General features: G+C 40.9%; 12 protein-coding genes. 5 read left to right on the top strand and 7 right to left on the bottom strand.

Annotation, left to right across the window (positions count from 1 at the left end):
* The first annotated feature begins 15 nt into the window (after positions 1-15).
* Positions 16-675, top strand: coding sequence for a GTP cyclohydrolase I FolE (gene folE, locus I3B46_RS15960; protein WP_004917919.1), 660 nt, complete (start codon positions 16-18; stop codon positions 673-675).
* A gap of 6 nt (positions 676-681) precedes the next feature.
* A complete protein-coding gene (gene yeiB, locus I3B46_RS15955; RefSeq protein ID WP_104873349.1) occupies positions 682-1,839 on the top strand; it encodes a DUF418 domain-containing protein YeiB in 1,158 nt (385 codons plus the stop codon).
* Positions 1,840-1,893: 54 nt separating this feature from the next.
* Here yeiB and sanA read toward each other — a convergent pair whose 3' ends face one another.
* A complete protein-coding gene (gene sanA, locus I3B46_RS15950; RefSeq protein WP_004917922.1) occupies positions 1,894-2,595 on the bottom strand; it encodes an outer membrane permeability protein SanA in 702 nt (233 codons plus the stop codon).
* Positions 2,596-2,872: 277 nt separating this feature from the next.
* On the opposite strand from sanA, the gene I3B46_RS15945 reads away from it, so the two are divergent.
* Both I3B46_RS15945 and I3B46_RS15940 read left to right on the top strand, forming a co-directional pair.
* A complete protein-coding gene (locus tag I3B46_RS15945; RefSeq protein WP_014657798.1) occupies positions 2,873-3,715 on the top strand; it encodes a MurR/RpiR family transcriptional regulator in 843 nt (280 codons plus the stop codon).
* A gap of 6 nt (positions 3,716-3,721) precedes the next feature.
* Complete coding sequence (locus I3B46_RS15940; protein ID WP_104873350.1) at positions 3,722-4,501, top strand: sulfite exporter TauE/SafE family protein; 780 nt, start codon at positions 3,722-3,724, stop codon at positions 4,499-4,501.
* 12 nt (positions 4,502-4,513) lie between these two features.
* Here I3B46_RS15940 and I3B46_RS15935 read toward each other — a convergent pair whose 3' ends face one another.
* Positions 4,514-5,359 carry a rhomboid family intramembrane serine protease gene (locus I3B46_RS15935; protein ID WP_053110316.1) on the bottom strand — a complete coding sequence of 282 codons (846 nt, stop codon included), beginning with the start codon at positions 5,357-5,359 and terminating at the stop codon, positions 4,514-4,516.
* Between the two features lie 338 nt (positions 5,360-5,697).
* Between I3B46_RS15935 and I3B46_RS15930 the strand changes: the two genes are divergently transcribed.
* Positions 5,698-6,048, top strand: coding sequence for a hypothetical protein (locus tag I3B46_RS15930; protein ID WP_004917933.1), 351 nt, complete (start codon positions 5,698-5,700; stop codon positions 6,046-6,048).
* Positions 6,049-6,469: 421 nt separating this feature from the next.
* Here the strand turns inward: I3B46_RS15930 and I3B46_RS15925 are convergent, their stop codons facing one another.
* From I3B46_RS15925 to metG, 5 genes are all read right to left on the bottom strand, one after another.
* Positions 6,470-8,167 carry an NAD-dependent malic enzyme gene (locus tag I3B46_RS15925; RefSeq protein WP_004917935.1) on the bottom strand — a complete coding sequence of 566 codons (1,698 nt, stop codon included), beginning with the start codon at positions 8,165-8,167 and terminating at the stop codon, positions 6,470-6,472.
* 547 nt (positions 8,168-8,714) lie between these two features.
* Complete coding sequence (gene cdd / locus I3B46_RS15920; RefSeq protein ID WP_004917936.1) at positions 8,715-9,602, bottom strand: cytidine deaminase; 888 nt, start codon at positions 9,600-9,602, stop codon at positions 8,715-8,717.
* 177 nt (positions 9,603-9,779) lie between these two features.
* A complete protein-coding gene (locus I3B46_RS15915) occupies positions 9,780-10,475 on the bottom strand; it encodes a CidB/LrgB family autolysis modulator (RefSeq protein WP_004917940.1) in 696 nt (231 codons plus the stop codon).
* Positions 10,469-10,942: a CidA/LrgA family protein gene (locus I3B46_RS15910; protein WP_014657800.1), complete on the bottom strand. Its 474-nt coding sequence runs from the start codon at positions 10,940-10,942 to the stop codon at positions 10,469-10,471. The genes I3B46_RS15915 and I3B46_RS15910 overlap by 7 nt, the downstream gene beginning before the upstream one ends.
* A gap of 155 nt (positions 10,943-11,097) precedes the next feature.
* Entirely contained in the window at positions 11,098-13,125 is a 2,028-nt protein-coding gene (metG, locus tag I3B46_RS15905; RefSeq protein ID WP_014657801.1) for a methionine--tRNA ligase, read from the bottom strand.
* Positions 13,126-13,272: the final 147 nt, after the last annotated feature.

Genomic DNA, 13,272 nt, shown 5'->3' with positions numbered 1-13,272 from the left:
TTTGTGGAGAATCTAATGTCATCTCTGAGTAAAGAAGCCGAATTGGTGCATGCTGCTTTGGAAGCAAGAGGGCTTGAAACCCCGTTGCGTATCCAACCAAAATCAGGCGAAGAGCGTAAGCAACTGATTGAAGGGCATATGACAGAGATCATGAAGTTACTGAATTTGGACTTAACTGACGATAGCTTGGCGGATACACCAAAGCGCATCGCTAAAATGTATGTCGATGAAATTTTTTCAGGTCTAGATTACGCGAACTTCCCAAAAATCACCGTCATTGAAAATAAAATGAAAGTTGATGAGATGGTCACTGTGCGTGATATTACCTTAACAAGTACATGTGAACACCATTTTGTTACTATTGATGGTAAGGCTACAGTTGCTTATATTCCGAAAGATAAAGTGATTGGCCTGTCAAAAATCAACCGTATTGTTCAATTTTTCTCACAACGTCCTCAAGTACAAGAACGCTTAACTCAGCAGATTTTGGTGGCCTTACAGACATTGCTAGATACTAATAATGTTGCGGTATCAATTGATGCTGTGCATTACTGTGTTAAAGCTCGAGGTATCCGTGATGCGACCAGTGCCACCACCACCACCTCGTTGGGTGGACTGTTTAAATCTAGTCAAAACACACGTCAAGAGTTTTTGCGCGCAGTGCGTCACCTGTAATCTATTATGACTGCCATATTATCGCATCGCTCCCAAGAAGGGCGAATTGATAGGCTTGATGCAACACGTGGCATCGCAATCTTAGGTATTCTATTAATGAATATTTTTGGGTTTGCTTTGCCGCAAATGGCTTATATTAATCCTGTTTATTCTCAATCTATTAGCCAAACTGATATGGCTATTTGGGTGGTTTTTAACCTATTTATTCAGGGTAAGTTTTTAACGATTTTTTCGATTTTATTTGGTGCGACGTTAGCGTTATTACGTCGCAAAGGCGACCGATGGAATATGAGTCGTTTAGTCATTTTGGCGGTACTAGGGCTGATTCATGGTATCGGTTTTTGGTCAGGAGATATTTTATTTGCTTATGCAGTAACGGGATGTATTGCGTTACTGATATTTAAACAATATGACTCTGGCAACCTATTAAAAATAGCAGGCTTTGTCTATGTTATTGGATTAGTGAGTTTATTGTTGTTAGGTAGCACGGTGGGGTCGAGTGATTTTTGGGTCGTTTCTGAAGAGCAAGCGTTGTACGAATCACTGGGAAACACTACGGGGGGGAGTGTTAGCTTAATCTATCGCACTCAATCGATGTTAACCATGGTGGAAATGCTGTTTATTCAGTATGGGTGGCAGCTGCTGGGGCTAATGATCGCGGGGTATGTCGCGATGCGCAGTGGATGGTTAAGCGGGCAATTCAGTTCCCAGCATTATCGACGTATGGCAATGCTATTAATTATTCCCGCTTTGCTTGTTCAAGCCGTATCTCTTTATATGCAAAGCCTATCAGGATGGAGTTATTTTGCGACAGCCATTGTGGGCTATGTTGTCAACGAATTGATGTCCCCATTACAATCTTTTGGTTATATCGCCCTTATTTACGGTTTTTGGGGAACGCTACAGCATAGTGTGTTGGCCAAAATGCTACAGTGCACGGGGCGAATGGCATTAAGTAATTACTTATTGCAAACCTTAATTTGTGTGACGATTTTTTATTATTTAGGCTATTTCAACCATTTTTCACGGTCTGAGTTGTTGCTCTTTATTGTGCCAATTTGGGCGGTAAACCTATTATTTTCTTATTTCTGGCTCTCCTTTTTTCATCAAGGCCCGATGGAGTGGGGGTGGCGAAGGTTAACCGAAAAGTTAGATAGAATATAGAAAAGGCGAGATAAAACAATTCAGGCAGTTACCCTGCCTGATTGCTAGAAATTTTTAAATTTTGTTGATTTCATCGGGAGAAACAGCCGGATAGCCCTTGATCCCTTCTGGCATTTTAATGGGCGCAGGGATAGACTCTTGCTCCCCTAAAAACTTAGGTTCGCGGTTTAAAACATAGAGATCCGCTAAAGCCCCCAACCGAGCAAACACTTCACGTATTCTTACTTTAAACATCGCTTTTGGTGTTGGCACCGCTAAACATTGCGCATCTATCCCTTTGTGCTTAGCGATAAACAACGCGCGTTCGCAATGGAAGCGCTGGGTAATAATCGTAAAATTGTCGGTATCAAATACTTTCCGTGTGCGCACGACAGAATCCAATGTTCTAAACCCTGCGAAGTCGAGAACAATTTTTGAAGCGGGCACGCCTGCTTTGATTAAATCCTTACGCATGGCGATGGGTTCATTATAACTGTGTGCACCATTATCACCGCTAAGCAGTAGATACTTCACCTTTCCACTGTGATAAGCATCTGCTGCCCCCTGAATTCGGTAGCTATAGTATAAATTTTGGACGCCACTTGAATAATATTTAGATGTACCCAATACCATACCAACATCACGTATTGGCAGATCAGCGACATCTTCATAAATATCAGGAGCCGTATCCCACGCTATCCAACGGTCAAGTAAAATAATAGTGACTAACGCTATCCCTAAAATCGCTATCAGACCATAAAGCAGACGTTTCCTCATTGTCCTTGCCTTTAATATTAATAGTCATGGTGATAAGGCTACTTGAGTTAAATAGGGGAAGCAAGTCGGGCAACGTAAAGTCCTGTCAATCGATTTAAGGGAGGGTTCTGTCGATAGTGCAAAAATGCGAATTGGCGGCTAATAAGAAAAATCTAGCCTAGTTGATGTAGATCAATTTTCTATCTATCACTTGCGGCAGTAGGTACATGATTGTCGATTTTATTGTCAGTATGATAATAGCTCCCAACTACCCTACAAAGAATAAGAAGGAATGGGTATGTCAACATTGACATCAAAATTGGAAAGCTTATTGAATAGAGGTAAAGGAACTGAACAGCGTCTTGCCCGTTTTTTGCTAGATAGTCGTGATAATTTTGTTGCAATGAATGTGGCGGAGTTGGCTCAAGCTGCGGGAGTGAGCAGCGCATCTGTCATTCGTTTTACTCGCCAAATGGGGTATCGCGGATATTCTGATTTTAAAGTGGACTACTTATCGGATGAAAAACAATATAAAGCTGAAAGCCTCAGCGGTAGCTTGAACCCTTATGATGATACAGAGCAAATTATCGCTAAATCGGGGCAAATGTTTATTACAGCCATTGAAAAATCGCTGGAATTACTTGATCCCAACACCATGGATGAGATTGCGCAAAAAATAGTTGAAGCGAAACGTATTGTTTTATTTGGGGTTGGTACTTCTGCGATTGTGGCTTATGACATCTTCTATAAATTAATCCGTGTAAACAAGTATGCACTATTTAGCCCTGACTTACATGTACAGCTAAGTTATTCGTCTAATGTAGATGCCGATGATCTGGTTATCGCGATCACGGCAAAAGGGAATACGCCAGACATTAACCATATGTTAAAGTTAGCAAATAAAAAAGGGTGTAGCACCATCGTATTAACCCGCTTTGGGCAAGATGAAGCCGTGCGTTTGGCGGATTTAGTCCTTCCCTATTTCTATGATGAACAGCTCTTTCAGACTGGCGTGATCACACCACAAGTTTTGCAAATGGTCGTTTTTGATACGCTGTTTTTTAAATATTTAACACTCACCAATGAAGATGTCGTGCTTGCATTACAGAAGGAACGAGAAGCCATAATACAATTAGGATGAGGCAGAATGATTTTTACTGAGTTAGTTATCGGTGCATTGATTGGTTTGGTTATTAGTACAACGGGGGTCGGGGGCGGAGTTATTGTTTTGCCAATATTGACCTATTTTTTTGGTCTTAATGCGCTGGCTGCTGTGGCGACGGCTAATTTTCTTTCGATGTTGATGAAAGTGTCATCGTCATATATGCATTTTCGTTTAGGGAATATTCCCCTTAAAGGGGCATTAATTGTGCTTGCTATCATGCTACCTAGCACATTTCTATCAAGCCTCCTTGTTACTTGGTTGGGGAGTCTGCCTGAATATACCCAACAAGTTGAGCGGGGGATCAATCTACTTGTTGCTGCCGCTATTATTTTTTCGCTGTACTTATTTATTCACCGTATGTTTTTTGCCACACCGATACAAAAAACTACCCTGAAACAACATCAAATTGGGGGAATGTTTTTTCCTGCTGTGATAGCTGGGGTCGTGCTTGGTGCGACGGGGGTTGGAGGTGGGGTGGTGGTTTTACCCATGCTATTACGTTATATGCAATTAAACATTAAGCAAGCGATTGGAACTTCTATTGTGGTGACTACTGTCTTATCCGGCTCTTCTGCATGCGCTTATGCGCAAGATGGACACACCGATTTAACATTGGCGTTAACCTTATGTATTGGTGCATTACTGATTATGCCACTCGCAAAATATTTGCTGCTCAAACTATCAGAGCGTACCTTTCAATATCTGACATTGCTGCTGATCTTATGCAGTGCCATTATGATGACACTTAAGGTGATAAACTGACCCTTCTCAAGATTATTGGTTGGCATCAGCAAGCTCTGTATAGACTTCCTGATAAATAAACTCTCGCTCCTCTAGTAAGTGCTTATTTGTAGAAAATGAATAGAGGTAGATCATCATCGTAAGCAAACTTGCTGCAATGACCGTAATACAGAGATTAGCAACACGTAACTTATGGGGAACAAGTATATAAGCGATGCTGATTAAGGCGCCGATGATAGCACCACCAATATGTGCTGCATTATCAACGCCGGACTGCAATCCATTAATTAACGTTAATGCAATCATGGCAATCAGATTATAGAGTTGGTATTTTTGTCTACGCTGTATTACGGGATGAGGATTGGGTTTATTGATAACCACTTTGATTAAATATATCACTGAGGCTGCTGCAATTCCCATAATCGCGCCAGAAGCCCCAACACCGATAGTAATGTATACAGTACTATCAGTCCAAAGGTCGCTATTTGATATTTCGTAATATTGCCAATATGCACTAAATAAGGCCGCGCCGATGCCTGAGATAATATAAATAGCTAATAATTTGAATTTGCCGTAGGCACGTTCACAGCCGATACCTATCACAAACAATGCTAAGCAATTGAAAGCAAGGTGCATGCCATTAGAATGTAGCATCATACTGATTGGATAGCGCCACCAATCACCCGTTAATGAAAGCTGATAAATATTCGCTCCAAACAAAATAAGATTACTTTCACGAGAATCAAGGGGGGATGCAAAGATGATTTGATAGAAATAGACAGCAATATTCAGTAAGACTAGAGTCAGAGTCAGCGCTATCGCGCCCAAAGAGAAGCGAGCTTTTGATTTTATTGAGAAAGGATTTTGCTGCTCTGCCATATTATTACTCTACAAGACGACCACTATAGTTGAAATATTATAATATAGTAATATATTTTCGTTAATTTTAATATAATTGAATGAGGATTGACGTTATCCAAAGCATAATGTGCTGTTCTCAGTGCTTTTAGTTATGACCTGCGTTAGGAAATAAAATTATTCCATATTAAGAGTATTACCTTTTAAGTATATTCCTAATGTTGAAATAAAAGTGATCATTTCGGCAATTTTAACATAATAGTATTTCACTTAATCCAAATTTTTTATTACCATGCGTGGTTGCTTTTTAATGTTTATCAAAAAATAAATAATTATCTTTTTAAGATAGGGAGATATCGATGTCTTACGAAAACAAAAGTGTTCCAAATGAAATCAAACGCTGGAATTGGGGGGCATTTATTTTTAATATCTATTGGGGTATTGGTAATAAATCTTATTTGCCATTACTCACATTAATTCCTTTATTGAATATAGTCTGGATATTTGTTTGTGGTATTAAAGGCAATGAATGGGCTTGGAAAAATGGCGATTATGACTCTGTTGAAACCTTTATGAAGGTACAAGAGACATGGAACAGAGCTGGGTTATTTTGTTTCATTATAAGCATTGTTGTCACATTTATTATGTTCTTCTTCTTGTCTTCAATAATCGCAATATTTGGAGCAGCATCAATGCAAGGGCACTATTAATAGCGAATATGTCAGCAAACGCTGATAATACATCAAGATTATATAATATGTTCGCTTATTTTCAGTCTAATCATGATTGAAAAAGAGAAAGCTGAAAAAGGCCGTTAAGGTGCTATCAGATTAAAACCCCATGTTATTATCCTCATGGGGTTTTGTTTTTGAATAAGTCAGTTTAAGTGACCACAATTAGGCAGTTTTCATTAGCTATTGGCATAAAAGATATGCAGTGGCAGTTGAGTAAGTTCAAAATCGATAGCAGTCTTCATTTTCGGTATGAAATGGCCTTGATAAGAGGATTCATTGAGAGGCTGGTTTTCAATTGATATAGATGAAAAAAGTTTTTTAGACTCTAATTGATTAAAGCCCTAACCAAAAGGTTAGGGCTTTGCCTGTAATATAAGGGTAACGTCCTTAATTACAACTAAAAAGAAGTACGTTTATAAGTACGATACTCTGGTTTCCAGAAGTTACGTTCAATGGCTTCATCCAATGCATTATCAGACGTTACGGTTGCAACACCTTGCACCTGTGCCTCTTTGGCGACTTGTTTTGCAATAATACGTGAAACTTGTTGGATATCAGATAGAAGTGGTAATAGTGGGCCTTCCCCTTCTTTAGCAAGTGGTGAACATTCGGCTAATGCACGGCTTGCTGCCATTAACATTGTTTCAGTGACACGTTTTGCACCTGAAGCAATTACACCTAAACCAATACCAGGGAAGATATAGGAGTTATTGCATTGAGCGATAGGATAGACTTTATCCTTGTAATTTACAGGTGAGAACGGGCTACCTGTTGCCACCAGTGCTTTACCATCGGTCCAGTTAATAATATCTTCTGGGCGAGCCTCAACCCGTGATGTTGGGTTAGATAATGGCATGACAATTGGGCGTTCACAGTGTTTATGCATCTCTTTGATGATCTCTTCTGTGAATAGGCCTGCTTGACCTGAAACCCCAATTAGAATAGTAGGTTTTGCATTACGTACAACATCCAGTAAAGAGATTGAATCACTGTTTACATCCCAATCACTTAGGTTGTTGCTGCTTTGCGTTAGCTTACTTTGGAAATCGAGGAGGTTAGGCAGTTTATCGGTTAATAAACCAAAACGGTCGACCATGTAAATGCGTGAACGCGCTTGTTCATCGCTTAACCCTTCTGATTTCATTTGTGCGATGATTTGCTCTGCAATTCCGCAACCAGCAGAGCCAGCGCCTAAGAAGGCGACACGTTGATCACTGAGTTTACTCCCCGCAGCATGGCTAGCGGCAATCAAACTACCTAAAGTGACAGCAGCAGTGCCTTGAATATCATCGTTAAAGCAGCACAACTCATCACGGTAACGGTTGAGTAATGGCATCGCATTTTTTTGCGCAAAATCTTCAAATTGCAGCAGTACATTAGGCCAACGACGTTTTACCGCTTGAATAAACTCATCGATAAATTGGTCATATTCTTCGCCTGTAATACGTGGGTGACGCCATCCCATATACAATGGGTCATTTAAACGTTGTGGATTATTAGTGCCGACATCAATAACAATCGGCAGGGTATAGGCTGGGCTTATACCACCACAAGCGGTGTACAGTGAAAGCTTACCGATTGGGATCCCCATACCGCCGATACCTTGGTCACCCAAACCTAAAATACGTTCGCCATCAGTGACAACGATCACTTTAACATTTTGTTTGGTCGCATTTTGTAGCATATCATCAATATATTCACGGTTTGGATAAGAGATGAATAAGCCACGAGCACGGCGGTAAATATCAGAGAAATGCTCACATGCTTCACCGACTGTTGGCGTATAAATGATGGGCATCACTTCAGTCAAATGAGCATCAATCAGGCGGTAAAACAGGGTTTCGTTGGTATCTTGGATATTTCTTAGGTAGATATGTTTGTCGATATCGGTTTTGAAATCGATTAACTGGCGATAAGCACGCTCAACTTGTTCTTCAATAGTTTCTACCTGTTCAGGTAGGAGACCATATAGGTTAAAGCTAGCACGTTCTTCTTCGCTAAAAGCACTACCTTTATTTAGCAAAGGAAATTCAAGCAGGATAGGGCCTGCATAGGGAATGTACAGAGGGCGTTTTGTTTCGTATTCATGTTCCATGAAAAATCACTCTTTGGACGATTAAAAAACAACAGTCGATGTAGATCCTAAGGTAAACAGAAAATATGTACAGTGATTATTGATACAAAGAGTTAAAATATTTGTTAAATAGCATTATCTATATGATAAATAATATAATCGATTTTTTCACCATGGAAAGAAATTGCACTGGAATGGTCTTTTTAGCCCTTACTTTTTGTCAAATGGAAGGGATGGCCTATCTATCTCGATTGTAGGGAAGCAAAGTGTAGGTTAAGTAAGATGTTTTCAATTAGAGCAATGTGTTAAATATACATAAGAAAAATTATAGAGTTAACCTTTTCTAAGCGATAAATATTATTCTTTATCTTACGAATTTTTTATTTTAATCGCAGCGAGCTTTGTGAGTATTAATATTTTTGATAAGAATGGTTTTATAGAAATATTAAAAGATCGTATAAATCAATTGATAATCTTTAAGTCGAATTGGGCAGTACACTAAAAAGTAGAGAAGGGCTATATAACAAATTGCCGCCATACTCTCTGGCGGCAATCAGCGATAAAACGATTAATTAAGATAAATTAACTCTTTTTGTTGGCAGCCTAGTGCCTGCAATGTATTTTCAGTGATACACCACTGTTTAACGATAGCATCTTGTTTTTCAACAAGTACCGCTTGCTCAATAGCGTGTAGGTCTTTACCTGCCATGTTTACCATAATCAACGCGGCTTGTAGAGGAGGTAAGCTTGGGTTAAATGCTGCGTTTTCAGCATAGCGACCCGTGAATAATGAGCCATCTTTTAGCTGTAGCGCAATGCCTGAGTGAGATTGGCTATAAGGGGCATGAGACTGGTTTGCCGCTTCGATAGCAGCACATAACAAGCGATTACGGCTTGGTGTGCTATAGCCGTGATCAACACTATCCATTAACAGCGTTGTGATTGCTAAATCAGCTGGTCCAAACGAATCGGGTAAATAGTCATGTAATGTTGCAGGCTGGCGCTCAGGTAAACGGATTGCGATTTTACCGCCACCGCGTAATTCATTCATAAACTGGCGGCAGTGGCCACAAGGTGTGTGGTTTACGGTGATGGAAGTGAGCTGTTTTTCACCTTTCATCCATGCATGGGTGACGGCACACTGTTCCGCATGGATGGTTTGTGCGATAGCGACATGGCTAAATTCCATGTTAGCACCGAAATAGAGGTTGCCACTGATGCCTTGAGCAATCGCACCGACATTAAAGTGGGAAATTGGTGTGACAGCGTAAGCGGCTGCGAAGGGCAATAATAAAAATGCCAATTCACTATCACTATAACCACAATCAGCTTTAAGCTGATTAACTTGTTCAGCACTCAGCATCCCTTGAAAGTCTGGCGTATCAATAATGGGTTTGAGTGCGGTTTGCAACTTTTCTGGAAGTTGAGACCAAGCGGACTTAAATCTTGAATGCATGAGATACCTCCCTAATCACTTATTTACATTCTATGTAATAAATCATTAAACCATATGTGATCAATGTCACTTTTCAAATGAAATAAATGAAACTCATCTTATAATTGAGAGATGTATCTCAAATTTTTGACGAAGTAAAAAACAAAAGAGGCAAATAAGCCTCTATTGGTTTTGAGTCTAGCCGAAAAGATGAAGAATAACAGGGAAGACAAAGGGGGCGAGCAGTGAGGTAATCACCCCACAGGTCATTAAGGCTAAAGAGCTATATGCGCCTTCAATATAGTTGATTTCAGCACATCGAGCTGTACCGAGCGCATGAGAAGCGGTTCCCATTGCTAGCCCTCGTGAGGCGTGAGTGCGAATGCGCAATGCATCAAATAAGGCGTGACCAAACATGGCTCCTAGTATCCCGACAAAAATAACACAGGCAGCGCTAATAGCAGGGATCCCACCAATGGAATCAGCAACCGCCATGGCAATCGGCGTTGTGACGGATTTCGGTAAGACAGAGGCGGCGATATCCGGTGTTGCGCCGAGCCATAAAGCAATTGCAGTACCTGTAAACATAGCAACTAGGCTACCTGCTAAACAGATACTCAATAATGACTTCCATTGCGCTCGAATTTGGTGCATCTGCTCGTATAGAGGGAAAGCTAATGCAACAACAGCAGGTTGCAATAAGTCATTTAAGATCTTACTTCCCGCAAAATAGTGCTCATAAGGCGTATTGGTAAAAATCAGTAATGGAACAATGATGGCGATTGCGACTAACAATGGATTCAATAAAGGCAGTTTTAATTTTACTGACAATTTTCTCGCAATATAAAACACAATAATTGTTAGTGGTAACGACCACCAGATATGTTCTAGCATTTGTCATTCCCCTTATTTTGTTCAGTATCGCTAGTCACGCTGATAGTGTCTTCAGGCGGGAGGGGAACTTCATCAGGTTTAACCCCAACAATTTGGCGCTCTTTATGGATATAGTGGGAGCTAAAAGCCACCACGACCATGACGATTAGCGTGCTAATAAAACAAGAAACGAGAATAGGAACCAGTTGCTGACTTAATTGACCATAATAATTCATGATGCCGATACCTATTGGTACAAACAGCAAGGTCATATTTTTGAGAAGAATGGAACAACCAGGTTGCGCCCAGTGGGCTGGGATAATTTGCAGAGCTAGCAACATAAACAGTATTAGCATACCGATGATGCTACCGGGAACAGTAAATGGAAGCAGTGTTGATAACAGGTTCCCAACGATCAGACAGAGATAAAGCAGCGCAAAAGCGCGCAAATACTGCCATCCGGTTATCAGCACATATTTTAATGACATGAGACTCGTCCTATTATGCTAAGTGTATTCATCATACAATTAACTTTATAATTGTGCTATAGATCACAGTTAAAACTGCATAAAAAAAGCGGAGAATTCATCATTCCCCGCTTTTCGCTTAATAATTAACTCTTTCCCGTTTGGGAACCGTTATTTTATTTTACTTGCATACCCGGTTGAGCACCGCTGTCTGGGCTTAGCAGGTAAATATCTTTACCACCAGGGCCTGCGGCCATTACCATACCTTCAGACAGACCAAAACGCATTTTACGTGGTGCCAAGTTTGCCACCATCACGGTCAGTCGACCTTCTAATACTTTTGGATCAGGGTACGCACTGCGAATACCAGAGAACACTTGGCGAGTTTCACCGCCAATATCCAATTGCAGTTTTAATAGCTTGTCAGAGCCTTCAACAAAGTCGGCTTGTTTGATAAGCGCGATGCGTAGATCGATCTTGGCAAAGTCATCAAAGGTAATCGTCTCTTGGATTGGATCATCGGCCAGTGGACCTGTTAACACCTTAGCTGGCTTAATGCTCTCTTTAGAGGCTTCCACCATAGCTTCGACTTTCGCCATTTCAATACGCGTAAATAGCGCCTTAAATGGCGCAACATCGTGGTGAGTTAACGGCGTGGTGATAGAATCCCATGTAAGCTCGATATTGAGGAAAGCTTCTGCACGTTTTGCCAGCCCCGGTAAAATAGGTTTCAAGTAAGTCATCAAGACACGGAATAAATTGATGCCCATTGAACAGATATCTTGAAGCTCTTGATCTTTACCTTCTTGTTTAGCGACAACCCAAGGGGCTTTTTCGTCGACATAACGGTTAGCTAGATCGGCGAGAGCCATTATTTCGCGCACCGCTTTACCATATTCACGACTTGTATAGGCGTCACCAATAATTTGTGCCGCGTCAATAAATTGTTGATAGAGCGCTGGGTCTGCGATGTTATCGGACAATTTCCCGCCAAAGCGTTTTGCAATAAAGCCCGCATTACGTGATGCTAGGTTAACCACTTTATTGACGATATCGCTGTTAACGCGTTGAACAAAGTCTTCTAAGTTCAAGTCGATATCATCAATACGCGATGAAAGTTTCGCGGCATAGTAGTAGCGTAGGCAGTCGGCATCTAGGTGATCCAGATAAGAACGCGCTGTGATAAAGGTACCACGAGACTTAGACATTTTGGCGCCGTTAACGGTCACATAGCCATGAACAAATAGGTTAGTTGGCTTACGATAACCACTGCCTTCAAGCATTGCAGGCCAGAATAAGCTGTGGAAATACACAATATCTTTACCGATAAAATGGTAGAGGTCGGTCTTTGAATCTTTATTCCAAAATTCGTCAAAATTGATATTGCCACGTTTGTCACACAGGTTTTTAAATGACCCCATATAACCAATTGGCGCGTCTAGCCACACATAGAAGTATTTACCCGGTGCATCTGGAATTTCAAAACCAAAATAAGGCGCATCACGGGTAATATCCCACTGCTGTAAGCCTGATTCGAACCACTCTTGCATTTTGTTGGCGACTTGCTCTTGCAGGGCACCTGAACGAGTCCACGCTTGTAGCATGTCACTAAATGCAGGCAGGTCGAAGAAGAAGTGCTCAGTATCACGCATCTCTGGTGTCGCACCAGAAACTACGGAACGTGGGTTAATCAGCTCTGTCGGGCTATAGGTCGCACCACAAACCTCACAGTTATCGCCATATTGATCTTCTGCTTTACAGGTTGGGCAAGTACCTTTTACAAAGCGATCGGGTAAGAACATGCCTTTTTCAGGATCGTAAAGCTGTGAAATAGTGCGATTTTTGATAAAACCGTTGTTTTTAAGCTTCTTATAAATGAGCTCGGATAACTGTTTGTTTTCTTCACTGTGTGTTGAGTGATAGTTATCGTAGCTAATCGCAAAACCAGCAAAATCGTCCTGATGCTCTTTGTTCACTGCTGCAATCATATCTTCAGGAGAAACACCTAATTGCTGAGCCTTCAGCATGATTGGTGTGCCGTGCGCATCGTCCGCACAGATAAAGTGAACTTCTTTGCCGCGCATTCGCTGATAACGGACCCAAATATCAGCCTGAATATGTTCCAGAATATGACCGAGATGGATTGAACCGTTAGCATAGGGTAACGCACAGGTTACCAGTAGTTTATTCGCGACTTGAGACATAGTAACTTTCTTACTTCCATTATTGAAAAGGGACTTTGATGTTAACCGATCAATTGTTTCGCGGCTAGGGTAATAAAATATTAATCCGTAATTTATGTGAAAAAGGAATTTTTTACTCTTAGTGGCTTTTCGTTAGTAAGGCGGTCA

Source organism: Providencia sp. 2.29, from assembly GCF_015832305.1.
GTDB classification, from domain to species: Bacteria; Pseudomonadota; Gammaproteobacteria; order Enterobacterales; family Enterobacteriaceae; genus Providencia; species Providencia stuartii.
Note: the sequence above shows the minus strand (reverse complement) of the source record. Positions and strands in the feature narration are given on the sequence as shown.